Origin of the sequence: Micromonospora sp. NPDC093277, assembly GCF_044765245.1 — a bacterium.
Taxonomy (GTDB): Bacteria; Actinomycetota; Actinomycetes; order Mycobacteriales; family Micromonosporaceae; genus Micromonospora.
This window is the reverse complement of sequence record NZ_JBIWJO010000001.1, coordinates 732,909-758,272: the sequence shown is the minus strand read 5'-3', so window position 1 is coordinate 758,272 and position 25,364 is coordinate 732,909. Positions and strand designations below refer to the sequence as shown.

Here is a 25,364-nt window from a genome sequence, read left to right as displayed (position 1 = left end):
TCGCGCGGCGGCACGGCCCGTAGGCTGGGCCGGTGCCCGCCGACAGCAGCGTCCGCACCGGCTGTGGGACGCCTCCGAACGACGCCCCCCGGCAGTCCTGCTCCAGCGGCAGGCCCCGCCGCAGAGAGCCTGCGTCAAAGTCCCTGGCCGGCCTGCGGTGGGTCCACGACCCCGCCCCGCCTCGACCGAGGGCTTTGACCCGGGCCGTAGCCCAGACGCTGGCCCGGCGCATCGGCACGGCCGCCAGCAGCGCGACCCGGGGCTTGGCCGGGCACGCGGTCGACGGGCGACACGGGAGACATCGGTGAGCGCCGAGCGACGCGGCACGCGGGCGGTCCACGAGGCGCTGCCCGTGGAGATGCGGGAGGCGGTGGACGCGTTCGCCGAGCACCTCGCCCGGGTGCGTAACCGGTCCGCGCACACCGTGCGGGCGTACGTGACCGACCTGGTCTCCCTGCTCGACCACGCGGTACGGATGGGCTGTGCCGACCCGTCGGAACTGGACCTGACCGTGCTGCGGAGCTGGTTGGCGAAGCAGCGGACGATGGGTGCGGCCCGCACGTCGTTGGCACGCCGGGCCGCCTCCGCGCGCACGTTCAGCGCGTGGGCGCACCGGGCGGGCCGGCTCACCGCCGACGTGGCCGCCCCACTGGCCAGCCCCCGAGCCCACCGGGAGTTGCCCACGGTCCTGCGGGCCGACCAGGCCGCCGCCCTGATGGACGCGCCCCACCCGGGCGCGGGGCGGGCGGACGACGGGGCCGGAACCGATGACGCGGTGCTGCTGCGCGACCGGATGCTGCTTGAACTGCTCTACGGCACCGGCGTACGGATCAGCGAGGCGTGCGGGCTGGACGTCTCCGACGTCGACCACGCCCGCCGGGTGGTCCGGGTCCTGGGCAAGGGCGGGCGGGAACGGGCCGTGCCGTACGGGGTGCCGGCGCAGCGCGCCCTGGACGCCTGGCTGAGCCGGGGCCGGCCCGCCCTGGCCGGTCCCGCCTCGGGGGCGGCACTGCTACTGGGCGCGCGGGGCGGACGGCTCAACCCGACCACGGGACGCCGGGTAGTCGCCGGCTACGCCGAGGCCGCCGGCCTGCCCCGCACGACCCCGCACGAACTGCGGCACTCCGCGGCCACCCATCTGCTGGAGGGCGGCGCGGATCTGCGGGCCGTTCAGGAGTTGCTGGGCCACTCCTCGCTGGCCAGCACCCAGATTTACACGCACGTGTCGGTGGAGCGGCTGCGGGCGGCGTACCGGCAGGCGCACCCGCGGGCCTGATCCTCGGGCACGCGGCGTGCTCGCGGCGGGGCGCCGGCAAACCACGGCGGGACGTGGCAGAACCGCGAGTTGATGATCCACGGCGGGCTACGATCGGCCTATGACGGTCCCGCAGCCGCCCGAGCCGATCCCCGGGGCTCGGCTGCTCTTCTCCCTCGACCCGTCGGTCTGCCACCTCAACCACGGATCGTTCGGCGCGGTCCCGATCGGTGTGCAGCGGGCGCAGCAGCTACTGCGTGACGAGATGGAGGCGAATCCGCTCCGCTTCTTCACCCAGGGCCTGGTCGACCGGCTCGCTCACACGCGGCGACACCTGGCCGGGTTCCTCGGGGCCGACCCGGACGGCACCGCGCTGGTGGGCAACGCGACCACCGGCGTGGCGGTGGTGCTCCAGTCGCTCGGCCTGCGCCCCGGCGAGGAGGTCCTGACCACCGACCACGGGTACGGGGCGGTCGCCATGTCGGTGGCTCGGGAGTGCCAACGGACCGGGGCGGTGTGCCGGACGCTGTCGGTGCCGCTGAACGCCACCGACGAAGAGGTGGTCGAGATCGTCCGGACCGGCTTGCGCCCGGGGCGTACCCGGCTGCTGATCGTCGACCAGATCACCTCGCCCACCGCCCGGCTCTTCCCGACGGCGGCGATCGTCGGGGTGGCCCGCGAACAGGGCATCCCGGTCCTGGTCGACGGGGCGCACGCGCCGGGCATGCTGCCGGCCACGGTGGCCTCGATCGGCGCCGACTTCTGGGTCGGCAACCTACACAAGTGGGCGTACACGCCGCGGGGCACCGCCGCGCTGGTGGTGGCCGAGCCGTGGCGGGAGCGGATCCAACCGCTGGTCGTGTCGTGGGAGCAGGACAGCGGCTTTCCCACCCGGGTCGAGTGGCAGGCGACGCTGGACTACACGCCGTGGTTGGCCGCCCCGGCGGGCCCGTTCACCCTGCGCAGCCTGGGGCTGGACCGGGTACGCGCGCACAACGCCGCGCTGGCCGCGTACGGGCAGCGGGTGGTCGGGGACGCGCTCGGGGTGGCGCCGACCCACCTGCCGGAGCCCGGCGGGCCGACGGTGGCCATGCGGCTCATCCCGCTGCCGCCCGGCGTCGCCACGACGATGGACGCGGCGCGGGCGCTGCGGGCCCAGATCGCGGAACGGCTCGCCGTCGAGGTGGCGGTGGCGGCCTGGAACGGCCGCGGCTGGCTGCGTCTCTGCGGCCAGGTCTACAACACTCCGGACGAGTACCACCGCTTGGCCGTCCGCCTGCCCACGCTGCTCGCCCAGGGCTGAGCGGCGTCGGCGGCCCGGACGTCGAGCGGGAGCAGCCGGACCGGGCCGAGGCCGAGCAGGGCGAGCGGGTCCAGGTACTCCTCGCCCCGGCGCAGCCCCCAGTGCAGGCACGCGTCGGCCGGGCAGCCCGGATGGCCGGCGAGGAGCGCGCCGATCGGCGTGCCGGTCGTGACCGCGGTGCCGACCGGCAGGCCCGGTTGTACCGGTTCGTACGTGGTGCGTAGCCCGTCGGCGTGCCCGACGGTCATCACCGGACGCCCGGCCACCGGGCCCGCGAAGAGGACGATCCCGGTGCCGGCGGCACGGACCTCGGCGCCCGGTGCGGCGGCCAGGTCGACGCCCCGGTGGCCGGGCAGCCACGGCTGCGGCGGTGGGTCGAACCGGCGTACCAGTCGGGGCGTGCCGGTCAGCGGCCAGTCGAACCGCGACTCGGATCCGGCGGCCGCCCTGGCTGCTCTCGCGCCACCGGAGACGGTGACCGACCCACCCGCGGGAGTCGCCGGCGGCCCGGTGGCCGTCGCCGATGGCGCCAGGGTGTGGACGGGAGCCGCCGACCGGACGGCCACACCGGGTCGGGACGAGACACCGACCGCGCCCGGCGCGGGGAGCACGAGCGGCGAGACGCCGACCGCGCCGGGCGAAGGGATCACGAGCAGCAGGGCGCCGGCCGGGCCGGGCGCGGGGAGCACGAGCAGCAGGGTGCCGAGGGCCGTGCCGGCCCGTCGCAGAAAGGTCCGCATTCCAGGCACGCTGTCGCCGTCGGCGGGTTCGGGCCAGCACCAGGTCGGGCACTGTGGACAACGGTCGGGGCTGTGGACGGGCCCCGCGCGCGGGGACGATCTGCTAAGGCGCCGCCGCCTATGCTGGCCGCGTGACGAAGGACTGGTACGCCTGGCACGCCGACTACGAGCAGCCCGGCTCCGCCCTGTCCCGGCGCCTCGCCGAGGTGCGGGTCCGGATCCGGGAGGCGCTGGACGCGGCGCCGTCGGGCCCGTTGCGGGCGATCAGCCTCTGCGCGGGTCAGGGGCACGACCTGATCCCGGTGCTCGCCGCCCATCCCCGGCGGGACGACGTCACCGCCCGCCTGGTCGAGTTGGACCCGCGCAACGCGGAGGTGGCCCGCAAGGCCACCGCCGAGGCCGGCCTCACCGGCGTCGAAGTGGTGGTCGGCGACGCGGCGCTCACCGACCGTTACGCCGATCTCGTGCCCGCGGACCTGGTCCTGGTCTGCGGGGTGTTCGGCAACATCGTCGACGCGGACATCCGGGCCGTGGTCGGGCACTGCGCGGCGCTCTGCGCCACCGGGGGCACGGTCCTCTGGACCCGGCACCGCCGCGAGCCGGACCTGGTCCCCACCCTGTGCGGCTGGTTCGCCGAGGAGGGCTTCACGCCGGTGGCCGTGAGCAGCCCGGCCGACGGGGTGGGGGTCGGCGTGCACCGCTTCACCGGTACGCCGCGCCCGCTGGCGCCCGGGGTGACGATGTTCGAATTCGTCGGCCACCACCGCCTCACCCACCCCTGACCGATCGCGGGAGCAGTCGATGACCACTGTGGACGAACTTAGCGGGCCCTCCCGGGTCGCCGGTCCGGACGAGGCGATCAGCGCCGAGGAACTCCAGCTGGCCGCGCGCAACCACGGGATTCCGCTGGAGGCGCTCCGCTACGACGTGACCCCGGCCGGCCTGCACTACCTGCTCATCCACTACGACATCCCGGACGTCGACCCGGCCGCGCACACGCTGACCGTCGACGGCGCGGTGGATCGGCCGCTCAGCCTCGACCTGGCCGCGCTGCGGGAGCGGCCCCGGGTCACCCACCGGGTGACGCTCGAGTGCGCCGGCAACGGTCGGGCGCTGCTGCACCCACGCCCGGTCAGCCAGCCGTGGCTGGTGGACGCGGTGGGCAACGCCGAGTGGACCGGCACCCCGCTGGCGCCCCTGCTGCGGGAGGCCGGGCTCGCCGCCGACGCCGTCGACGTGGTCTTCACCGGCGCCGATCACGGAATCGAGCGCGGCGTGGAGCAGGACTACCAGCGGGCGCTGCCGGTCGCGGACGCGTTGCGCGAGGAGGTGCTGCTGGCGTACGAGATGAACGGCGCTCCCCTGCTGCCGCAGCACGGCGCGCCGCTGCGCCTGATCGTGCCCGGCTGGTACGGCATGGCGCACGTGAAGTGGCTGCGCGGCATCCGGGTGCTGACCGAGCCGTTCGAGGGCTACCAGAACGCGGTGGCGTACCGGCTGCGGCAGGACGCCGAGGACCCGGGTGTGCCGGTGACCCGGATCGAGCCGCGTGCCCTCGTCCGCCCGCCGGGCTTCCCGGACTTCATGTCGCGTACCCGGCTGCTGCGGCCAGGGCCATGCACGGTGGACGGTCGGGCCTGGTCGGGTCACGCGCCGGTCACCGCTGTCGAGGTGACCTTCGACGGCGGTGCGACGTGGGCGCCGGCGACCCTGGAGGAGCCGACCGGGGGTACGTGGGCGTGGCGGCGCTGGCACGTCGAGTGGCACCCGACGCCGGGGCGTCACGTGCTGGGTGCGCGGGCGACGGACGCCTCGGGGCGGACCCAGCCGGTCGAGCAGCCGTGGAACCGGGGTGGCTTCGCGAACAACCTGGTGCAGCGGGTCGAGGTGGTGGTGCTGGCGGAGTGATCCGCCAGCGAGGGGTGGCGGATCGGGCCAGCCCGGTGTCCGGCCGGGTCAGCCGCCGAATCCGGAATCTGCGGGAAGCGAGATGTCGGGCTTTTCCAGCTCTTCCACATTGACGTCCTTGAACGTCATCACCCGAACGTTCTTGACAAACCGGGCAGGACGGTACATGTCCCACACCCACGCGTCGTGCATCTCGACCTCGAAGTAGACCTCGCCGTCAGAGTTACGCACGTGCAGGTCGACCTGGTTGGCCAGGTAGAAGCGGCGCTCGGTCTCCACCACGTAGGAGAACTGGCGGACAATGTCGCGGTACTCCCGGTAGAGCTGCAGCTCCATCTCGGTCTCGTACTTTTCGAGATCTTCGGCGCTCATCGCTCTCCGCCTTCCATGACCACATCTTCCCCCACCGGCGCCGGAGGTCGCGGCTGCTCGCCCAACGCCACGCCGACGGTACCCCCTGGCGCGCCCGCGCGCTCCATCGGCTCGTCCGGGCGGCCGAACAGCGCCTCCTCCGGGCCGCCGAACAGCGCCTCCTCCGGGCCGCGGCTCGCCGGGCGCCGGGAGCGCGGTGGCCGGCCGACCCGCCCGGACACGGTCGCGACGTTGACGTACGAGAAGCGATGCTCCCGGCACGGCCCGAGCTCCCGCAGCGCGGCGGTGTGCTCCGGCGTGATGTACCCCTTGTGCTCGCCGAAGCCGTAGCCCGGATACCGCTCGTCCAGCTCGACCATGATCCGGTCCCGGGTGACCTTGGCCAGCACGCTGGCCGCCGCCACGCAGGCCGCCACCCGGTCCCCCTTCCAGACCGCCAGCCCGGGCACGTCCAGCCCGTCGACGCCGAAACCGTCGGTCAGCACGTACTCGGGGCGGGTGGTCAGCGAGGCGAGCGCCCGGCGCATCGCGGCCAGGTTGCACACGTGCAGCCCCCGCGCGTCGACCTCGTCGGCGGGGATGACCACCACCGCGTACGCCAGGGCCCGGGCCACCACCTCATCGTGGATGCGCTCCCGGCTGGCCGGGGTGAGCAGCTTGGAGTCGGCCAACCCCTCGATCTCGCCACGCCGCCCCTCGGGCAGCACCGCCGCGGCGGCCACCAGCGGGCCGGCGCAGGCGCCCCGGCCGGCCTCGTCGGCGCCGGCCACGTGCCGGAAGCCCCGCCGTTGCAGGGCCCGCTCCAGGGCGTACAGGCCACCGTCGCGGCGCACCACCGTGCGCGGGGGCGTCAGCACGGCACGCCTCCGGCGAGCAGCCGGGTGAGCCGGTCCGGCAGGTCCGGCGGGTAGTAGCGCTCGGCGGTCGCGGCCAGCTCCGCCACCGACCACCACCGGTGGCCGGACACGCTGGCCCGCTCGATCTCGTCGAAGCCCGCCGTGTCGACCTCCCAGGACGGCACCCGGACCAGGAAGAACTCCTGCTCCTGGCGGTACCAGACGCCGTCGAACGGGAACTCGACCGTCTCCGCCCAGACGGGCACGCCCAACGCGTCCGGGGCCAGCCGCAGCCCGGTCTCCTCGGCCAGTTCCCGGGCCGCGCCCTCGACGGGGCTCTCTCCCGGGCGCAGGCCGCCGCCGGGGGTGAACCAGTAGGCGTGCCCCGGCCGGCCCGGGTCGGTGCCGGCGAAGAGCAGCACCCGGTCGGACGCGTCAACGAGCAGAACACGAGCCGCGCGACGAGGGGTGTAGACGGTCACCGCCCCAGCCTGCCAGACGTGTCCGACGAACGCCCACGCGCTTCGGGGTCAGGAATTGGGGATCCCGTCGAACTGCTTCGGCACCGTGAGCCAGGTCGCCCGGCTGGGCGGCCAGAAGATCGTGAAGGCCCGGCCGACCACCTGGTCCTCGGGGATGGTCGCCTCGTTGATGTCCTCGCCGGACTGCTGCCAGTGCTCCAGGGAGTCGCCGGAGGCCTCCCGGTGGTCGCCCATCACCCAGAGCCGCCCCTGCGGCACGGTGATGTCGAAGTCCTGGTCGGCCGCCTTGTTGCCCGGGAAGATGAAGGGCTCGTCGAGCGGCTTGCCGTTGATGACCAGCCGGGAATCCTGACCGGCGTCGTAGACCACGTGGTCACCGCCGACGCCGATCACCCGCTTGATGAAGTCCTCGCCCTGCGGGTTGCCGCTCCAGGTGGTGGGCGCCTTGAAGACGATCACTTCGCCCCGGTGCGGCGAGCGGAAGTCGTAGACCAGCTTGTTGACCAGCACCCGATCGTCGATCTTGAGAGTGTTCTCCATGGACGGCGACGGGATGAAGAAGGTCTGCAGCACGAAGGCACGTACCAGCACTGCGACCAGGATCGCCACGCCCAGGAGGATGGGCAACTCCTTCCAGAAGGAGCTGCGCGGCTTTTCGGTCTGCTCGTCGATCACGGGAGGAGCCTACGTTGCCGGGCAAGGCGTGGTCGCCCCGAACGCGCGAGAACGGAGAGCGCGGCCGTGACCGGGATGAGCAAGACCACACCGCCCACCGGGTCGGGATCCACCGGGACCGGCCGGGCCGGAGCCGCGTTGGCTTGCGGCAGGTCGGCGAACGCCTGCGGGACGGGCAGGGTGGTCCATCGCTGCGACGGCCACACGACCATGAAGGCCCGGCCGATCACGTTGCTGATCGGCACCGGCCCCTGGCACCGGGCGTCCTGGGAGACCAGCCGGTGATCACCCATCACGAAGATCTGCCCCGGCGGTACGACGACCTCGGTGAACTGCCGGGAGCGGCACTCCCTCGCGTTCGGCGGCAGCTCGGGGGGTGAGTCCTCCGACACGTACGCCGACTCGTCCAGGGGTACGCCGTTGACCATGACCCGGCCCGTCTCCGGGTCGCAGCAGGAGATCCGGTCGCCGGGCACGCCGATGACCCGCTTGATGAAGTCCTTCTCACCGGGGCGGCTGATCCCGACCAGGTCGCCGAGGGTGCGGCCGACCCGACCGACCCAGTTGGTCGGCGGCGCCGGGGCCTCCTGGGCCACCCACCTGTCGGTGCCCCGGAAGACCACCACCTCGCCGCGGGCCGGGTCGCGAACGTCGTAGACGACCTTGTTGACCAGCACCCGGTCGCCGATGAGCAGGGTGTTCTCCATCGACCCGGAAGGGATGAAGAACGCCTGGAGCAGGAAGGTGCGGATCAGCACCGCCAGGCAGAACGCAACGACCAGCAGCAGCGGCAGTTCCTGCCAGAGGGGCAGTTGCCGGCGGCCGCGCCGGGGCCGTCGGCGCCACGGATCGACGGCGGCGCCGTCCTCGTCAAGCATCTGCACCATGCCATTCTCCGGTCCACACAAACGCCACTACCGCCCGGGAGTCTCGGCAGAGACCCCACGGGCGGTAGTGGACCGCTGTGCCACCGCGAGCGAGCGCGGCGCGTCGTACCACTGCGCCCGTACGACCAGGGTAATGCGCTCCGATCGATACGACATCCGCGCAGTTCAGGCGGCGTGGCGAGCGGAGGTTCAGCTCGCCGGCTGCTTCTCGCGCAGCTCCTTGATCTTGGCCTTCTTGCCGCGCAGCTCGCGCAGGTAGTAGAGCTTGGCGCGGCGCACGTCACCGCGGGTCACGATCTCGATCCGGTCGATCGCCGGGCTGTTCAGCGGGTAGGTCCGCTCCACACCCACGCCGAAGCTGACCTTGCGGACCGAGAAGGTCTCGCGCAGACCGTCACCCTGGCGGCGGATGACGACGCCCTGGAAGATCTGGACCCGGGACCGGTTGCCCTCGACGACGCGGGCGTGCACCTTGACGGTGTCACCGGCCCGGAAGTCGGGGATGTCAACGCGCTTCGACTGGGCGTCAAGGGCGTCCAGGATGTTCATCGCTGCGTCCTCGTAAGGCTCACGGCGCACCGTCAGTCGATGCGCGAATGGGTGATTCTGACCCCCGGGTGGCGGCCGGTGATGCCGGCCCCGGTCGAGGGTCCTCGCAGCCGCCCACGGCGTGGACGGATGCGGCAACCCCCCTACTTTGCCACATCCCCCGACGGCGGCTGAAATCCACCCCGGTCCAGGGCCGCCCGGTCCCGTTTGTCCAGGCTCTCCGGGGGCAGCGCGTCGATCATCTCGGGGCGGCGGGCGGCCGTACGCAGCAGCGACTCGTCACGCCGCCAGCGGGCGATCCGCCCGTGGTCGCCGGAGCGGAGCACCTCCGGCACCTCGTGCCCACGCCAGGTCGCCGGCTTGGTGTACATCGGCGCCTCCAGCAGCCCGTGGGCGTGCGACTCCTCGTCCAACGAGCCGGCGTTGCCGAGCACCCCGGGCAGCAGCCGGGTGACCGCCTCCAGGATCACCAGCACGGCCACCTCGCCACCGAAGAGCACGTAGTCGCCGAGGGAGACCTCGGTCACCCGCATCCGGGTCGCCGCGTGGTCGAGCACCCGCTGGTCGATGCCCTCGTACCGGCCGCAGGCGAAGAGCAGGTGCGACTCGGCGGCCAGCTCGTGCGCCATGGCCTGGGTGAACCGGACACCGACCGGGGAGGGCACCAGCAGCCGGGGCTCCGGCTCGCCGTCCTCGCCCGGGACAAGGGCGTCCAGCGCCTCGCCCCAGGGCTCCGGCCGCATCACCATGCCCGGCCCGCCGCCGTACGGCGTGTCGTCGACCGTGCGGTGCACGTCGTGCGTCCAGGTCCGCAGGTCGTGTACGGCCAGCCGCAGCGTGCCGTTCGCCCGGGCCTTGCCGATCAGCGACAGGTCCAGCGGGGCGAAGTACTCGGGAAAGATCGACACGATGTCGACGCGCATGAGGGGCTGACTCCAACTACAGGTCGAGCAGGCCACCGGGCGGGTCGACGACGACGCGACCGCCGGCGAGATCCACCTCGGGCACGATCGCCTTGACGAACGGGATCAGCGCGATACGCCCCTCGGGGCGCCGCAGCACCAGCAGGTCGGAGGCGGGGGCATGGTCGATGCGGGCCACCTCGCCCAATTGTTCGCCGGCCAGGGTGACCACGGCGAGGCCGACCAGCTGGTGGTCGTGGAACTCCTCCGGGTCCTCCGGCGAGGCGACGTCGGCGCTGTCCACCCCGACCAGAGTGCCGCGCAGCGCCTCGGCCACGTCGCGGTCCAGCACGCCCTCGAACGCGACCAGCATCCGGCCCTGGTGCAACCGGGCGGACTCGATGGTCAGCTCCGCCGGCACCCGGTAGGCGCCGGGCGCCGCGGGCGCGACCGCCCCAGGCATGGTGCGCAGCACCATGCCTGGGGCGAACCGTGCTTCGGGCTCGTCGGTCCGCACCTCCACGGTGACCTCACCGCGGATCCCGTGCGGCTTACCGATCCTGCCGACGACGAGAAGCATCAGTACGAGTCGACAATGTCGACGCGTACCCCGCGCCCGCCGATGGAGCCGATCACCTGGCGCAGCGCCTTGGCGGTCCGGCCGGACCGCCCGATCACCGTGCCGAGGTCCTCCGGGTGCACGCGGACCTCGAGCCGCTTGCCCCGGCGGGAGTCGACCATCCGCACCCGGACGTCGTCCGGGTGGTCGACGATCCCCTTGACCAGATGCTCCAGGGCGGGACGCAGCGCCATGTCAGGCCTGCTCGCCGGACTCGGCACCGGTCTGCTCCTCGGCCTTCGGCGCCTCGGCCTCCGGCTTCGCGGCCTCCGGCTTCGCGGCCTTCTTGGCCGGCTTGGCCGGGGCCTCCGCCAGGCCGGCGGCGGCCTTCGCCTCGGCCTCGTACGCCGCCTTGCGGTCGGCCCGCTCCGCCGCGACCTTCAGCGGCGGCGGGGCCGGCAGGCCCTTGAACTTCTGCCAGTCGCCGGTCAGCTCCAGCAGCCGCTGCACCGCCTCGCTCGGCTGGGCGCCGACGGACAGCCAGTACTGGACCCGCTCCGACTTGACCTCGATCACCGAAGGGTCCTCCTTCGGCTGGTACACACCGACGAACTCGATCGCCCGGCCGTCACGCTTGGTGCGCGAGTCGGCGACGACGATGCGGTACTGCGGGTTGCGGATCTTGCCCATCCGCAGGAGCCGGATCTTTACGGCCACAGTTGTTTCGCTCCTGTTGCGATCTCACCGGCCCGGTACGGGCGGTGTGGCGGGTGAGCGCCGACCGGCACAGTGGGGTTGGGCCGGAGACTGCTCGGTCAACTGGCGACGCGCCCGGGTTAGAGGGCGCCGGACGCGCGCCGGATACCAGCGACCCATTCTGCCAGATCCGGTCCCGATCTCTCACACCGGACCCGCACCCGAAGCCCCGGAGTCAGCCTCCGGGTGACGTACGACACGAATTCAGCGGACCGGCGGCCGATCCCAGCCGGGCGGAAGCTTGTCCGGCGCGTCCCAATCGGCGGGCGGCACGAAGTCGCACCAGGTGCCGTCGAACGGGAACCGCCCCGCCTCGGCGAGCCGGATCACCCGCTTCCCTTCGGCGCGGACCGCCTGCTCGTCGGCCACCCAGTAGTGCTCCGGGAAGGCGAGTCGTTCGACGAACTCCTCCTCGTCCTTCCACTCCCAGCTCAGATCCGGATGGACCACCACGTCGAGGTCTTGGTCCACCACGTCGACCCCGGCCACCGGACCGTCGTCCCAGCGGACGCCCGGTTCCTCCAGGTTGACGTACCAGTTGCGGAACCCGCCCTGGGCGTCCCGGAACCACCAGACCGAATGCGCCGCGCCGGGGGGCAGGAACTTGAGCAGCGGCGGCCCGTTCCAGCGGCCCTCGGCGAGCCGGTAGCGGAAGGTGATCCACTCCGCGTACGGCATGGCCCGCATGCCCAGCCCCGCCTCGGTCACCTCGCTGGCCACCGGCGTGTCCCGGGCGATCCAGAGCAGCAGCCCCCGGTCGTCATCGACGACCACCCGGGCCGGCCGCACCCAGCCGATCCGGCCGTTACGGACGTTCCGGTGCATGATCAGCCGACCCGGCTCGAAGCGCACGTCACCACCCCAGTGGTTAGCCGGGGCCCCTTCCTCTACCGCAGGCGTCAAGAAGGGGCCCTTTCTTACACCTCAGTAGGCGCGGGCGAGGACGGCGACGAGGTCCGGCTCGGTTTCGGAGTCCGGCACCGAGCCGTCGGCGCGCAGCAGGCACCGGACGGTGACGCCCTGGGCGTTCGCCTCGGCCTCGCCCTCGACACCGACCGCCGACCACGGCACCTTGGCCCAGCCGGTGGCCGCCGCCTCGATCGCCTCGGCCTGGGTGGCGACCTCGACGGTGCGGGACTGCCGGAACGCCAGCGCCTGGTCGTGCAGCGCCTGCTGGTCGGCCTCCAGCGCGGCCAGGACCGCGCCGACCACGTCGGCCACCGGCGTCGGGGCCTTCGAGCCGTCCGTACGCCGGACCACCACCGCGTTGCCGGCGGCCAGGTCGCGGGGGCCGACCTCGACGCGTACCGGGTAGCCGCGCAGCTCGGCGTCGACGGCCCGGCGGCCGAACGCGGTGTCGGTGCGGTCGTCCAGCGCGACCCGGACCCCGGCGTCGCGCAGCGAGTCGCGGAGCTTGGCCGCCACCTCGCTCACGCCCTCGCCGTCCTTGACGATCATCACGTACGCCTGGACCGGCGCGAGCCGCGGCGGCACCCGCAGGCCGTTGTCGTCGCCGTGGCACATGATCAGGCCGCCGAGCATCCGAGTCGAGGTGCCCCAGGAGGTGGTCCAGGCGTGTTCCCGGCCGCCCTCGGCGGAGGAGAAGCTGATGTCGAAGGCCTTGGCGAAGTTCTGGCCCAGCTCGTGGCTGGTGCCCAGCTGGAGCGCCTTGCCGTCGCCCATCATGCCTTCGCAGGTGTAGGTGGCGGTGGCGCCGGCGAACCGCTCGCGGGCGGTCTTCAGGCCGACCACCACCGGAATGCCGAGCACGTTGACCATCAGGTCCTCGTACGCCTCGTGCAGGATCTTGCGGGCGTATTCCCGGGCGTCGGAACGGGTGGCGTGCGCGGTGTGCCCCTCCTGCCAGAGGAACTCGCTGGTACGCAGGAAGATCCGGGGCCGCAGCTCCCACCGGACCACGTTCGCCCACTGGTTGAGCAGCAGCGGCAGGTCCCGGTACGAGTCGATCCACTTGGCCATGAACTCGCCGATCACCGTCTCGCTGGTGGGGCGGACCACCACCGGCTCGGCGAGCTGCTTGCCACCGCCGTGGGTGACCACGGCCAGCTCCGGCGAGAAGCCCTCGACGTGCTCGGCCTCGCGCTTGAGGTAGCTCTCCGGGATGAAGAGCGGGAAGTACGCGTTCTCCGCCCCGGCCGTCTTGATCCGGGCGTCCATCTCGGCCTGCATCCGCTCCCAGATGGCGTAACCGGCCGGTCGAATGACCATGGTGCCCCGCACCGGGCCGTTGTCGGCCAGCTTCGCCTTGGCGATCAGGTCCTGGTACCAGCGGGGAAAGTCCTCCGCGCGGGGAGTGAGCACGCGTGCCATGACCGCACATCCTATGCTCCGCCCACCCTGTCGGTGCGCCCGGGAGCGCCGCCCGCCGCCCACGCGCGGCGCACAAGGGCCCGGCGCGGGGGCGCGCGGGGTGGGGTCAGCGGATGATGCGGCCGCGGAGGACGATGCGGGAGGGGGTGCGGACCACGCGGAGGTCGTGGCGGGGGTCCTCGGGGTAGACGACCAGGTCTGCGAGGCCGCCCTCGACCATGCCGGGGAAGCCGAGCCACTCCCGGGCCCGCCAGGAGGCGGCGGCGAGGACGTCCTCGGCGGACATGCCGGCGCGCTCGTGCAGCAGCAGCATCTCCTCGGCGGCCAGCCCGTGGTCGATGCCCCCACCGGCGTCGGTACCGACGTAGATCGGCACGCCCGCCTCGTGCGCGGCCCGGACCACGTCGGGGAATCGGTCCCGCAGGGCGAGCATGTGGTCGGCGTACCCGGGGAATTTCGAGCGGGCCTGGTCGGCGATGTGCCCGAAGGTCTGGATGTTGATCATCGTGGGGACCAGCGCGGTGCCCTGCCGGGCCATCAGGTCGATCAGGTCGAGGCTGAGGCCGGTGCCGTGCTCCACCGAGTCCACCCCGGCCCGCACCATGATCTCCACGGCCGACTCGCTGAAGGTGTGCACGGCGGCGCGTACCCCGGCGGCGTGCGCGGCGGCGACGGCGGCGGTCATGGTGTCCGCGTCCCAGGCCGGCGCGAGGTCGCCCACGTCGCGGTCGATCCAGTCGCCGACCAGCTTGACCCAGCCGTTGCCGGCGGCGGCCTGCTCGGTCACCGTCGCGGCCACCTCGGCCGCGCCGATCTCCACCCCGATGTCGCGCAGGTAGCGCTTGGGCGGCGCGACGTGCCGGCCGGCGCGGGCCAGTCGCGGCAGTTCCGGGTCGTCGTCGAGCTCCCGGTACGGGTATGGCGAGCCGGCGTCCCGGATGGCGAGCACCCCGGCGTCCCGGTCGACCCGGGCCAGCTCGCGGGCCTCGTCGAGGGAGGTGATCGGGGCGCCGCCGCGGGCGATGCCGATGTGGCAGTGGGCGTCGGTCAGGCCGGGGAGGACGAAGCCGCCGTCGGCGACGGTCTCCGCGCCGGGCACTGGTTCGAAGGTGACCCGGTCCCCGACCAACCACAGGTCCCGGACCTCGTCGTCCGGCAGAAGCACACCGCGCACATGCAGAGCCATGCGCACAGTCCTACCGGATCACTCCGCGTCGCTGGCGAGCAGGTCGTTCCGCCGGGCGGTGAGGGCGGACGGGTCGACGACGCCGATCGTCGCCCGCCGTCACCGACACGCGTCAGCGGGGGTGCTTGTCGCCGCCCTTGCCGAGCTTGTTGAAATCGATCTTCGGGAGCTTGAAGCCCGGCGGCAGGCCCTGGGCGCCGGCCAGGTCGCTTGGGTCCATGCCCGGCGGGAGCTGCGGCATGCCGCCCGGGAAGCCGCCCGGCATCCCACCGGCACCGATCCGCCCAGCGGCACCACTCTGCCCGGCGCCCCGCGAACGCTGCGAGCCCTTCGCATTCTTTCGCTTGTTCTTGGGGCTCTTGGTCGCCTTGCGCCGGCCGGCGCCGGGCAGGCCCATCATGCCGCCCATCTGCTTCATCATCTTCTGCGCGTCGGCGAAGCGGTTGAGCAGCTGGTTGACGTCCATCACGGTGACGCCGGAGCCGTTGGCGATCCGGGCCCGCCGGGAGCCGTTGATGATCTTCGGGTTGGTGCGTTCGCCCGGGGTCATCGACCGGATGATCGCGGTGACCCGGTCGAAGTGCTTGTCGTCCAGCTCGGCGAGCTGGTCCTTCATCTGCCCCATGCCGGGCATCATGGACAGCACGTTGGCGATCGGGCCCATCCGGCGCACCGCGATGAGCTGGTCGAGGAAGTCCTCCAGGGTGAAGGTCTCACCGCCCACCAGCTTGGCGGTCATCTTCTCCTTCTGATCGGCGTCGAAGGCCGCCTCGGCCTGCTCGATCAGGGTGAGGACGTCGCCCATGCCGAGGATCCGGCTGGCCATCCGGTCGGGGTGGAAGACGTCGAAGTCCTCCAGCTTCTCGCCGGTGGAGGCGAAGAGGATCGGCTGCCCGGTGACCTCGCGGACCGACAGCGCGGCACCACCGCGGGCGTCGCCGTCGAGCTTGGAGAGGACCACACCGGTGATGCCCACGCCGTCGCGGAACGCCTCGGCGGTGCGTACCGCGTCCTGACCGACCATCGCGTCGATGACGAAGATGACCTCGTCGGGCTGGACCGCGTCGCGGATGTTCGCGGCCTGCTGCATCATCTCGGCGTCGATACCGAGCCGGCCGGCGGTGTCGACGATCACGATGTCCCGGGCGGAACGCCTGGCGTGCTCGATCGAGGCGCGCGCCACCTGGACCGGGTCGCCGACGCCGTTGCCGGGCTCCGGGGCGTACACCTCGACGCCGGCCCGGCCGCCGAGCACCTGGAGCTGCCCGACCGCGTTGGGACGCTGCAGGTCGGCGGCGACCAGCAGCGGCTGGTGGCCCTGGGCCTTGAGCCAGCGGGCCAGCTTGCCGGCGAGGGTGGTCTTACCGGAACCCTGGAGACCGGCCAGCATGATCACGGTCGGCGGGTGCTTGGCGAACTGGAGCCGCCGCCCCTCGCCACCGAGGACCGCGACCAGTTCCTCGTTGACGATCTTGATGATCTGCTGCGCCGGGTTCAGCGCCTGGGAGACCTCGGCGCTGCGGGCCCGCTCCTTGACGTTCGCGATGAAGCCCTTGACCACCGGCAGGGCGACGTCGGCCTCCAGCAACGCCATCCGGATCTCGCGCGCGGTGGCGTCGATGTCGGCGTCGGTGAGCCGGCCCTTGCCGCGGAGCTTGGTGAAGATCCCGGACAGGCGGTCACTCAAGGTGTCAAACACGCGAACATCCCGTTTGTCGTTTTCGGCGGGCACAAGTCGGCCGGCGCGTACAAGGCCGGCTACCCGCAAGGGTAACGGTCCCACCCGCCCACTGCTTCCCGCCGGCCGGACCGCCGTCGGGAGATCAGGAGGCCACCAGCCCCGACTGGTACGCGAAGACCACCAGCTGCGCCCGGTCCCGGGCACCCAGTTTGACCATGGCCCGGCTGACGTGGGTACGCGCGGTGGCCGGGCTGACCACCAGCCGCTCCGCGATCTCGGCGTTGCTCAGCCCCTCGCCGACCAGCCCCACCACCTCCCGCTCCCGGTCGGTGAGGGTGCCGAGCCGCGGGTGGGGTCGGGGCACCCGGGCCGGCCGGGTGGCGAACTCCTGGACCACCCGCCGGGTCACCGACGGCGTCAGCAGCGCCTCTCCCTCGGCGACCAGCCGGACTGCCCGCAGCAGCTCGGCCGGGCGGGTGTCCTTGGTGAGGAAGCCGCTGGCCCCGTGCCGGAGCGCGTCGAAGACGTACTCGTCCAGTTCGAAGGTGGTCAGCACGATCACCCGGGTGCCGGCCAGCCCGGGATCGGCGACGATCCGCCGGGTCGCCTCGATGCCGTCGACGCCCGGCATCCGGACGTCCATCAGCACCACGTCGGGGCGTTCCCGCCGGGCCAGCTCGACCGCGCCGAGACCGTCGGCCGCCTCGCCCACCACCGTCAGGTCGTCCTCGCTCTCCAGCAGGGCACGCAGCCCGATCCGGACCAGATCCTGGTCGTCGGCGAGCAACACCCTGATCATGCGACCTCCTTCGCCGGCAGCGTGACGTACACCCGAAAGCCGCCACCGGGGCCGGGGCCGGCGGTGAACGACCCGCCCAGCACGGTGACCCGCTCCCGCATGCCGGCCAGGCCGTACCCGCCGGCCCACTCCGGCCCGGCGGCCGGGCCGCGCCCGGTGTCGGTGATCTCGATGGTGACCTCGTCGGGCGCGTACCGCAGCCGGACGGTGGCGGTCGCCGGACCGGCGTGGCGCAGCACGTTGGTCAGCGACTCCTGCACGACCCGGTAGGCGGCCAGGTCCACGGCGATCGGAAGCGGGCGCGGCTCCCCGTCGACCTCGACGGTCAGCGGCACCCCGGCCCCGGCCAGCCGATCGCGCAACTGCGGCAACTGGTCCAACCCTGGTGCCGGAGACCGCTCGTCGACCGCCTCGTCCCGCCGGACCACGGTGAGCGTCACCCGCAGCTCGTCCAGGGCCTCCTTGCTGGTCCGGCTGATCGCGGTCAACGCCGTCTCGGCCTGCTCGGGCCGCTTGCCCAGCAGGTGCAGGGCGATCTCCGCCTGCATGTGGATGGCGGCGAGCCCGTGCCCGACCACGTCGTGCACCTCCCGGGCGACCCGCAGCCGCTCGGTGTCGGCCAGCCGGCGGGCGTCGTCGACCCGGTTCCGGGCCGCGCTCTCCCGACCCAGGCGGACCGTGGTCCCGACCGCGAACGGCACCACCAACCAGGCGGCGACCCCCATCAGGCCGTCCAGGCCCGTCGGGCGCGCCCCGACGAAGACGTGCGCCAGCAGTGCCACCAGCGCGGCCGCGCCGGCCAGCGCCGCGGTCCGCAGCGGCCGGTACGCGGCCACCGTGTAGACCGCGACGAAGAACGAGACCAGGATCGGCCCGTACGGGTAGCCGAGCACCAGGTACGCCGTGGTGGTCGCGGTGACCACGGCCAGGGTGGCCAGCGGCCACCGTCGCCGTCCGGCCAGGGCGAGCGCGGCCACCACGACCAGCGGGTACGTCGCCCGGCCGGTGCCCACCCCCTGGTTGAGGCCGGCCGGCCCGGTGCCGAACAGGCCGAAGACGACCAGGGCCAGGGCGAACAGGGCGTCGAAGACGCCGTCGCCCCAGCCGCCCCGGTTCCGGTCCACCTCGTCCCTCCCCGCCGGCCTCAGCCGATGTCCCGCCGGCGCAGCAGCACCCCGCCGACCGCCGCGAACACGACGAGATAGGCCGCCACCACCACCGCAGCCTGCCCGCCGCCGACGGTCGCCGCCACCCCGGGCGTGTCCGCGGTGGCACCGAGCGCCGCCACCAGCGACCCGGCGTTCGGGCCGGGCAGCCCCTTCTGGAGCTGAGCCACCCAGTCGAGCAGGGGCGCGGCGAGCGCGGCGAGCAGGTTCTGCACCGCGAGCATCCACACCAGCCCCAATCCGACCGGCAGCGCCACCGCCCGCAGCGCGACGGCGAGCACCGCACCGAGCATGGCCCACATCATCGCGACGAGCCACCCCGCGCCGATCCCGGTGAGCAGGTCGCCGAGCGAAGGCCAGTGGACCGGCTGCGACTCGGCGACCGCGATCAGCACGCTCGCCAGCGCGCCGACGGCGAAGACCGAGAGCACCACGGCGAGGGCGGCGGCGGCCAGGACGAACAGCTTGCCCGCGTACACCTCCAGCCGGGTCGGCCCCTGGGTGAGCACGGTCTTCCAGGTGCCCCAGGCGTACTCGCCACCGACGGTGAGCACGCCGAGGATCAGCACGAGCGAGCCCAGGAAGACCGGCAGCCCACCGAGCGAGTTCCCGACCAGGCGGTCGGGCAGCAGCATCGGCAGGGTCCGGTCGGTGTTCGGACCGCTGGTCCCGCCGGCGATGCTCGCGTACGGGAAGACGTAGGTGAAGATCAGGGCGAGTACCAGCGTGATGGCCAGCAGCAGCCACGCCGCCGGCCGGTGGACCAGCTTGACCGCCTCGGCCCGGAAGCTACGCGACATCGGCCGTTCCCTTCTCGATGAGGTCGAAGAAGACCTGTTCCAGATCCCGCTCCCGGGTACGCAGCTCCCGCACCGCCACCCCGTCGCCGACCAGCTCGGCGTTGAGCCAGGCGGCCCGGTCCGGCTCGACGGAGAGCTCCAGCCCGCCGTCGACCACCCGTACCCGTTCGGCGCCGACCAGTTCCCGGGCCCGCGCCGCCGCCTGGTCGAGCGGGTCGGCGAGCACCCTCAGCACGGCCGCGCCGCGCAGGTCGGCGACGCTGCCCTCGGCGATCAGCCGCCCCTGGGAGATCACCCCGACGCGGTCACAGATCTGCTCGACCTCGCCGAGCAGGTGGCTGGAGACCAGCACCGTGCACCCGGACGCGCCGAGCCGGCGGATCAGCGTGCGCATGTCCGCCATGCCGGCCGGGTCGAGGCCGTTGGTCGGCTCGTCGAGGATCAGCAGGCGCGGGTCCTTGAGCAGGGCGGCGGCCACGCCGAGCCGCTGTTTCATGCCCAACGAGTAACCGGTGTACCGGTCGCCGGCCCGGTCGGTGAGGTCGACCAGGTCGAGCACCAGCGCGACCCGGTCGGCGCCGACCCCGGCGTAGCGGGCGAGCACCCGCAGGTTGTCCCGTCCGGACAGGTACGGGTAGAAGGCTGGCCCCTCGATCAGCGCCCCGACCCCGGTGAGCCGTCCGGCCCCGGGTGGCCGGCCGAGCAGCCGTACCGTGCCGGCGGTGGGGCGGACCAGCCCGAGCAGCATGCGCAGGGTGGTGGTCTTGCCGGCGCCGTTCGGGCCGAGGAAGCCGTACACCTCGCCGGAGCGGACGGTCAGGTCGAGGTCCCGTACGGCGGTCAGGCCGCCGTACCGTTTGGTGAGCCGTTCGGTGTGCACTGGCAGGTTCATGCCCCCGAGCCTGCCGCCCGCCGGCCCGCCCACCATCCCCCCGCAAGCGACACCCCGTCTACGCCCCGCAACGTACCTCTGCGCCGATGGTGAGATGGGGGCCTTTCTCCACCGGAGGCGTCAACAAGGGGCCCTTCCTTACACCGCGGCGAGGACGGCGGCCTCGATGCGGTGCCGGTCGGCGTCGGAGGGCCAGCCGCCGACCAGGTAGAACGCGTCCACCACGTCGCCGCCGAGGGTGGAGATCCGGGCCGCCCGTACCTGGGCGCCGGCCTCGTCGAGGGCGCAGGTGACCCGGTAGAGCAGGCCAGCCGCGTCGGCGGCGCGCAGTTCCAGCAGCACCGCGTCGGTGGCCGCCTCGCGGTGCCAGACCACCCGCGGTGCGGCGGTGCCCTGGCCGCGGGCGGCGAGGGCCCGGCCGCGCAGCCGCTGGGTGACCGAGACGTCGCCGCTGACCGCGCGACGCAGGTCGGCGGCGAGCGCGACGGGGTCGGGCGCCAGGCCGTAGCGGGGCTGGACCCGGCACTCGACCAGGGCCCGGCCGTCGACCGTGGCGGCGTCCGCGGAGATCACTTCCAGCCGGTGCAGGGCCAGGCAGCCGGCCACCGTGGCGAGCAGGCCCCGCCGGTCCGACGCGGCCACCGACACCCGGTCCTCCCCCAGGTGTACGACCGGCAGTGGCCCCGCGACCAGCGCCGGGTCCGGGGCGGGTGGTGCCGGCACCACGCCGGTGTCCAGGGCGGTACGCGCCCGGGCGACCAGCTCGGCGATGAGCCGGCCCTTCCAGTCCGACCAGGCGGCCGGCCCGGTGGCGGCGGCGTCGGCGCGGACCAGGGCGTGCAGCAGGTCCAGGGTGGTGGTGTCGCCGACCTGCTCGGCGACACCGGCAACGGTCTTCGGGTCGGACAGGTCGCGCCGCGTCGCCACGTCGGGCAGCAGCAGGTGCAGCCGGACCAGCGTGCCGATCAGCGCCGCCTCGGTCTCGGCGAGTCCGATCCGGGTGGCCACCGCCTCGGCCAGCGGCGCGCCGAGCGTGCTGTGGTCCGCGCGGCTGTCGGCCCGCCCGGTGGCATCGTCGGCGGGCAGTCCCTTGCCGATGTCGTGCAGGAGCGCGCCGAGCAGCAGCAGGTCGGGGCGGTCCACGTCGCGGGTGTGCCGGCTCGCCTCGTACGCGGTCTGCACCAGGTGCCGGTCGAGGGTGAACCGGTGCACGGGGTTGTGTTGGGGCAGGCTGCGCAGCCGGGTCCACTCGGGCAGCCAGCGGTCGACCAGGCCGTACCGGTCGCAGGTCTCCCAGGCGGGCACCAGGCCGGGACCGGCGCCGAGGAGGGTGATCAGCGCGGCCAGGGCGGCCGGCGGCCAGGGTGCGGGCAGCGGCGGGCAGTAGGCGGCCAGCCATTCGCAGGTGGCTCGGGCGATCGGGAGCCGGGTGACGGCCGCCGCCGCGGCGACCCGCAGCGACAGGCTGGGGTCGGGCCGGGCGCCGATGGCGGTGCGGGCGAGCACCAGCTCGCCGTCGTGTTCGACGACGTCCCGGGCGACCGGGCGGCGTACCGGCCGGCCGTCGGTGCCTCGGCGGCGGCCGGCGCGGAGCCGGTCGGCGGCCCGCCAGGCGTCGTCGAGGGCGTGGCTGATGGTCCGGGCGTCCCCGGCGACCCGGCGCAGCAGCGCGTCCCCGTCTTCCAGCAGGAGCAGCTTGCCGACGCCGTCGCGCTCCTGGGCGACGAGCCGGTCGACGCGGCGGCCGGCCTGCTGGTGCAGCGCGTCGCGGGTGTCGAGCAGCCGCCGGTGGGCGGCGAGGACGGCCGGGCGCAGCGCGTCGGTGACGCCGGCGGTGGCGATGGCGCGCAGGATGCCCACGTCACGCAACCCGCCGGCGGCCTCCTTCAGGTCGCCCTCGAGCAGGAAGGCCAGCTCGCCGTGGGTCGCCCAGCGCGCGGTGGTGATCTCGCGCAGCTGCGGCAGCCGCCGGACGGCGGTACGCCGCCAGTGGTCGGTGGCGGTACGGATGAGCTGGTCGGCGAGCGCCCGGTCGCCGGCGAGGTAGCGGGCGTCGAGCAGGCCGAGGGCGACCTTCACGTCGTCCTGGGCGACGGAAAGCGCCTCGGCGACGGTGCGGACGGAGTGGTCGAGCCGCAGTCCGGCGTCCCAGACCGGATACCAGAGCGAGCCGGCCAGTTCCTCGATGCCGGGCACCCCCGCATGCAGCAGCACCAGGTCGACATCCCCGTAGGGCGCGCACTCCCGCCGCCCCAGTCCCCCCACGGCGACCAGCGCGACCCCGTCCCGCCGGGGAAGAACGGACCCCAACCACCCCCCGATCGCCTCCGCCCGCGCCCCCCGCGCGTCCTCCCCCACCCCGCCGGGTACACCGACGACCTCGTTGATCAAGAAGTTTGCGTCGCTGTTGCCAGGTTTTCCGGACGCATTCCCCTTGGTCAACGAGGTCATCGAGGCGTTCCTCCTTACAGCGCGTCCAGGCCGCGTTCGCCGGTACGGACCCGGACGACCTCCTCGACGCCGGTCACCCAGACCTTGCCGTCGCCGATCTTGCCGGTCCGCGCGGCGGCCACGATGGCGTCGACGACCTTGTCCACGTCCATCTCGTCGGTGAGCACCTCGACCCGGATCTTGGGCAGGAACTCGACCGTGTACTCGGCACCCCGGTAGACCTCGGTGTGCCCCTTCTGCCGCCCGTAGCCCTGGACCTCGCTGACGGTCAGGCCGGCCACGCCGAGGGCGTGCAGCGCCTCCTTCACCGCGTCCAGCTGGTACGGCTTGATGACCGCGGTCACCAGCTTCATGTCCATCCCCTCCATCCCAGGAACGTTAACCGGCGACCTTCTCGCTGACCGGCTCGGCGGGCTCGTCCACCTCGTCGGTGGTTGCCGGGGCCGGCTTGGCGGCGCCGATCCCGGCCATCGCGAACGCGCCACCGGCGCCGCCGCCGGTGGTCGGCGAGAGGTCGTACGCGCTCTCCGCGTGCTCGGCGACGTCGATGCCCTCGACCTCCGCCTCGCTGGAGACCCGGAACCCGATCGTCTTGTCGATCACGAAGCCGAGGGCGTAGGCGATCGCGAAGGAGTAGACCGTCACGATCAGCGCGCCCAGCGCCTGCTTGCCGAGCAGGGTGGCGTTGCCGCCGACCAGCAGGCCGTCGCTGGCCACCAGCGAGCTGACCGAGGCGGTGCCGAAGAGGCCGATCCAGAGGCAGCCGATCCACCCGCCGACGAAGTGCACACCGACCACGTCCAGGGAGTCGTCGTAGCCGAACCGGTACTTCAGGCCCACCGCGAGGGCGCAGGCCGCACCGGCGACGAGGCCCAGCAGCACCGACGCGGCCGGGGTGATGAACGCACACGCCGGGGTGATCGCGACGAGGCCGGCCACCGCGCCCGAGGAGGCACCGACCAGGGTCGGCCTGCCGTCGCGCACCCACTCCACGACGATCCAGCCGAGCAGCGCGGCGGCCGTGGCCACCTGGGTGTTGATGAAGGCCAGCGCGGTGACCCCGTCGACGGTCAGCTCGGAGCCGGCGTTGAAGCCGAACCAGCCGAACCAGAGCAGCGCGGCACCGAGCGCGACGAACGGGACGTTGTGCGGCTTGGCGCTCTCCCGGGGCCAGCCGACCCGTTTGCCGAGAACCAGCGCCAGGGCCAGCGCCGCGGCGCCGGCGTTGATGTGCACCGCGGTTCCACCGGCGAAGTCCAGGGCGCCGATGTCGCCGCCGATGAGGCCGCCGCCCCAGACCATGTGGGCGACCGGGAAGTAGACCAGGGTCGCCCAGCCGAAGGCGAACACCAGCCAGCCGGCGAACCTGGTCCGGTCGGAGAGCGCGCCGCTGATCAGCGCGACGGTGATGACGGCGAACATCATCTGGAAGGCGATGAAGACGTAGATCGGAATCCCGGTCTCGCCCCACAGGTCGCTCTCCCCGACGAACGTCCTGGTGCCGAGGTACTGGCCCAGGTCGCCGATGAACCTGCCACCCTCGCCGAAGGCGACGGTGAAGCCGTAGAAAAGCCACAGGATGCTGACGAGCCCGATGGACGAGAAGCTCATCATCATCATGTTGAGTACGCCCTTGGACCGGTTCAGCCCGCCGTAGAACAGGGCCAGACCGGGCGTCATGAGCAGCACGAGCGCAGACGAAAGGAGCAACCAGGCGGTGTTGCCGGTGTTGATCTCCACGCTGCCTCCTCTCGGGGTGGATGTCCTCCCTCCGGCTGAGATGTGGCAGCGTCGCCCGTCAGCCGGCTGCGCGGAAGCTTGCTCGCCGGCTGTTTCCTGCACCGACACCGCTCGATTTCCAGCGGGTGACGGGTTGTTTCCGGCGTGTGAAGAACGCCGATCTTGGCGCCGTAAAGGAAAAAGTGGCCGCTCCGGGAGGAGTCGACCACTTCTACCCGCCGGAGTCAGCGCAGCGCGTACTCCAGGGCGTGCCGCTCGTAGTCGAGCAGCCGCAGGTCACGCATCGGGCGGCGCAGGTGGCCCTTGTGCACGATCCGGACGAACGCCGGCTCCCCGGCCGCGGCCATCCGGCGGATGCCCTCGACGTGGTCCACGACCCGCTTGCGGATGGTCCGGACCAGCCGGTGCCGGTCGCGCGGGATCAGCCCGTACGCGTCGGCGAAGAGCCGAAGCCGACGTGGCCGGTCCGGCCGCTTCCAGCCCAGAGTGATCGAGTCCCGGTCGGAGAAGATCGGCACCCAGGTCCAGGCCGCGTACGCCACGTCGTAGATCCGCGCGCCCGGTGAGGCCAGGTCGAAGTCGATCAGGCCGAGGGTGCCGTCCGGCCGCCAGATCACGTTGTGCGGGGCGGCGTCGTGGTGGCAGATCACCTCGGTGTCCGGCGGGGGCGGGCCGAACGAACGCCAGACCGCACCGGGCGGCGGGGTGAAGCCGTACTGGGCGTCGTGGAACATGCGCAGCATGGTGGCCACGGTCACCAGCGCCTCGTCGGTGACCCAGTGCGGAGCCAGCGGATATTCCCCGCACTCCCCCTCCAGGTACGACAGGACCTCCCGGTTGCGCTCGTCCATGCCGAGGGCGCGGGGGGCGCCGGTGAAGCCGACGTACTCCAGATGCCGCAGCAGCGCGTGCACCGAGGGGGTCCAGGGGCCGGCGTTGCGCCGGACCGTGTCGCCCACCCGGACCACGGTGCTGACGTTCCCGCCGTGCAGCGGGATCTCCTGTGAGGTCACGTACGGTCTCCCGAGGCGCGGCGACGGGTGGCTGGGGTCGCGCCACCCCGCGTAGGCGCGATCGTCAGTCGTCACGTCGAG

The 25,364-nt window shown here is 73.1% G+C and carries 26 protein-coding genes and 1 pseudogene; 4 read left to right on the top strand and 23 right to left on the bottom strand.

Translation table 11 applies throughout. The features are described 5' to 3' along the window. Positions 1-358: 358 nt before the first annotated feature. Both ACIRG9_RS03505 and ACIRG9_RS03500 read left to right on the top strand, forming a co-directional pair. Positions 359-1,276 (top strand): tyrosine recombinase XerC, encoded by a 918-nt coding sequence (locus ACIRG9_RS03505; RefSeq protein ID WP_402850248.1) that lies wholly within the window; start codon positions 359-361, stop codon positions 1,274-1,276. Between the two features lie 100 nt (positions 1,277-1,376). Further along, complete coding sequence (locus tag ACIRG9_RS03500; protein ID WP_402849484.1) at positions 1,377-2,558, top strand: aminotransferase class V-fold PLP-dependent enzyme; 1,182 nt, start codon at positions 1,377-1,379, stop codon at positions 2,556-2,558. Here ACIRG9_RS03500 and ACIRG9_RS03495 read toward each other — a convergent pair. Continuing rightward, positions 2,492-3,208, bottom strand: coding sequence for a murein hydrolase activator EnvC family protein (locus ACIRG9_RS03495; protein ID WP_402850245.1), 717 nt, complete (start codon positions 3,206-3,208; stop codon positions 2,492-2,494). The genes ACIRG9_RS03500 and ACIRG9_RS03495 overlap by 67 nt on opposite strands. Positions 3,209-3,429: 221 nt before the next feature. Between ACIRG9_RS03495 and ACIRG9_RS03490 the strand changes: the two genes are divergently transcribed. Then, positions 3,430-4,080, top strand: a complete 651-nt coding sequence (locus ACIRG9_RS03490) for an SAM-dependent methyltransferase (protein ID WP_402849482.1) — start codon at positions 3,430-3,432, stop codon at positions 4,078-4,080. Between the two features lie 19 nt (positions 4,081-4,099). Beyond that, entirely contained in the window at positions 4,100-5,206 is a 1,107-nt protein-coding gene (locus tag ACIRG9_RS03485; RefSeq protein ID WP_402849479.1) for a sulfite oxidase, read from the top strand. A gap of 48 nt (positions 5,207-5,254) precedes the next feature. Here ACIRG9_RS03485 and ACIRG9_RS03480 read toward each other — a convergent pair whose 3' ends face one another. The 22 genes and pseudogenes from ACIRG9_RS03480 to ACIRG9_RS03375 form a co-directional block, all read right to left on the bottom strand. Next, positions 5,255-5,578 (bottom strand): DUF2469 domain-containing protein, encoded by a 324-nt coding sequence (locus ACIRG9_RS03480; protein ID WP_007075222.1) that lies wholly within the window; start codon positions 5,576-5,578, stop codon positions 5,255-5,257. Beyond that, positions 5,575-6,435, bottom strand: coding sequence for a ribonuclease HII (locus tag ACIRG9_RS03475; RefSeq protein WP_402849476.1), 861 nt, complete (start codon positions 6,433-6,435; stop codon positions 5,575-5,577). Before ACIRG9_RS03475 ends, ACIRG9_RS03480 begins: the two co-directional genes overlap by 4 nt. Continuing rightward, positions 6,429-6,896 (bottom strand): NUDIX hydrolase, encoded by a 468-nt coding sequence (locus ACIRG9_RS03470; RefSeq protein ID WP_402849473.1) that lies wholly within the window; start codon positions 6,894-6,896, stop codon positions 6,429-6,431. The genes ACIRG9_RS03475 and ACIRG9_RS03470 overlap by 7 nt, the downstream gene beginning before the upstream one ends. 48 nt (positions 6,897-6,944) lie before the next feature. Beyond that, positions 6,945-7,571 (bottom strand): signal peptidase I, encoded by a 627-nt coding sequence (lepB, locus tag ACIRG9_RS03465; RefSeq protein WP_402849470.1) that lies wholly within the window; start codon positions 7,569-7,571, stop codon positions 6,945-6,947. 9 nt (positions 7,572-7,580) lie between these two features. Next, positions 7,581-8,458: pseudogene (gene lepB, locus ACIRG9_RS03460) on the bottom strand (signal peptidase I). Positions 8,459-8,647: 189 nt separating this feature from the next. After that, positions 8,648-9,007, bottom strand: coding sequence for a 50S ribosomal protein L19 (rplS, locus tag ACIRG9_RS03455; protein WP_091190539.1), 360 nt, complete (start codon positions 9,005-9,007; stop codon positions 8,648-8,650). 143 nt (positions 9,008-9,150) lie between these two features. Further along, a complete protein-coding gene (gene trmD, locus ACIRG9_RS03450; RefSeq protein ID WP_402849467.1) occupies positions 9,151-9,930 on the bottom strand; it encodes a tRNA (guanosine(37)-N1)-methyltransferase TrmD in 780 nt (259 codons plus the stop codon). Between the two features lie 16 nt (positions 9,931-9,946). After that, the gene (gene rimM / locus ACIRG9_RS03445) at positions 9,947-10,489 is read right to left on the bottom strand and encodes a ribosome maturation factor RimM (RefSeq protein WP_402849465.1); all 543 of its coding nucleotides are present in this window, start codon (positions 10,487-10,489) and stop codon (positions 9,947-9,949) included. Beyond that, on the bottom strand, positions 10,489-10,749 hold the full coding sequence (locus ACIRG9_RS03440) for an RNA-binding protein (RefSeq protein ID WP_030500803.1): 261 nt from the start codon (positions 10,747-10,749) through the stop codon (positions 10,489-10,491). Before ACIRG9_RS03440 ends, rimM begins: the two co-directional genes overlap by 1 nt. Beyond that, positions 10,724-11,185 carry a 30S ribosomal protein S16 gene (gene rpsP / locus ACIRG9_RS03435; protein WP_402849461.1) on the bottom strand — a complete coding sequence of 154 codons (462 nt, stop codon included), beginning with the start codon at positions 11,183-11,185 and terminating at the stop codon, positions 10,724-10,726. The genes ACIRG9_RS03440 and rpsP overlap by 26 nt, the downstream gene beginning before the upstream one ends. 243 nt (positions 11,186-11,428) lie before the next feature. Beyond that, the gene (locus ACIRG9_RS03430; protein ID WP_402849459.1) at positions 11,429-12,076 is read right to left on the bottom strand and encodes a DUF402 domain-containing protein; all 648 of its coding nucleotides are present in this window, start codon (positions 12,074-12,076) and stop codon (positions 11,429-11,431) included. A gap of 72 nt (positions 12,077-12,148) precedes the next feature. Further along, positions 12,149-13,555, bottom strand: a complete 1,407-nt coding sequence (gene proS / locus ACIRG9_RS03425; RefSeq protein ID WP_402849456.1) for a proline--tRNA ligase — start codon at positions 13,553-13,555, stop codon at positions 12,149-12,151. 106 nt (positions 13,556-13,661) lie between these two features. Further along, the gene (locus ACIRG9_RS03420; protein WP_402849453.1) at positions 13,662-14,741 is read right to left on the bottom strand and encodes an amidohydrolase family protein; all 1,080 of its coding nucleotides are present in this window, start codon (positions 14,739-14,741) and stop codon (positions 13,662-13,664) included. A gap of 112 nt (positions 14,742-14,853) precedes the next feature. Continuing rightward, positions 14,854-16,440 (bottom strand): signal recognition particle protein, encoded by a 1,587-nt coding sequence (gene ffh, locus ACIRG9_RS03415; protein WP_402849450.1) that lies wholly within the window; start codon positions 16,438-16,440, stop codon positions 14,854-14,856. Positions 16,441-16,564: 124 nt separating this feature from the next. Next, entirely contained in the window at positions 16,565-17,221 is a 657-nt protein-coding gene (locus ACIRG9_RS03410; protein ID WP_402849447.1) for a response regulator, read from the bottom strand. Then, a complete protein-coding gene (locus tag ACIRG9_RS03405; RefSeq protein WP_402849444.1) occupies positions 17,218-18,345 on the bottom strand; it encodes a sensor histidine kinase in 1,128 nt (375 codons plus the stop codon). Before ACIRG9_RS03405 ends, ACIRG9_RS03410 begins: the two co-directional genes overlap by 4 nt. 20 nt (positions 18,346-18,365) lie before the next feature. Beyond that, positions 18,366-19,187, bottom strand: coding sequence for an ABC transporter permease subunit (locus ACIRG9_RS03400; RefSeq protein ID WP_402849441.1), 822 nt, complete (start codon positions 19,185-19,187; stop codon positions 18,366-18,368). Then, on the bottom strand, positions 19,177-20,079 hold the full coding sequence (locus ACIRG9_RS03395) for an ABC transporter ATP-binding protein (RefSeq protein ID WP_402849438.1): 903 nt from the start codon (positions 20,077-20,079) through the stop codon (positions 19,177-19,179). Before ACIRG9_RS03395 ends, ACIRG9_RS03400 begins: the two co-directional genes overlap by 11 nt. A gap of 138 nt (positions 20,080-20,217) precedes the next feature. Further along, entirely contained in the window at positions 20,218-22,530 is a 2,313-nt protein-coding gene (locus ACIRG9_RS03390; RefSeq protein ID WP_402849436.1) for a [protein-PII] uridylyltransferase, read from the bottom strand. A 14-nt stretch (positions 22,531-22,544) separates the two neighbouring features. Beyond that, positions 22,545-22,883 carry a P-II family nitrogen regulator gene (locus tag ACIRG9_RS03385; protein WP_067307311.1) on the bottom strand — a complete coding sequence of 113 codons (339 nt, stop codon included), beginning with the start codon at positions 22,881-22,883 and terminating at the stop codon, positions 22,545-22,547. A gap of 25 nt (positions 22,884-22,908) precedes the next feature. Then, positions 22,909-24,270: an ammonium transporter gene (locus ACIRG9_RS03380; RefSeq protein ID WP_402849433.1), complete on the bottom strand. Its 1,362-nt coding sequence runs from the start codon at positions 24,268-24,270 to the stop codon at positions 22,909-22,911. Positions 24,271-24,494: 224 nt separating this feature from the next. After that, the gene (locus tag ACIRG9_RS03375) at positions 24,495-25,358 is read right to left on the bottom strand and encodes an aminoglycoside phosphotransferase family protein (protein ID WP_402849431.1); all 864 of its coding nucleotides are present in this window, start codon (positions 25,356-25,358) and stop codon (positions 24,495-24,497) included. Positions 25,359-25,364 lie beyond the last annotated feature (6 nt).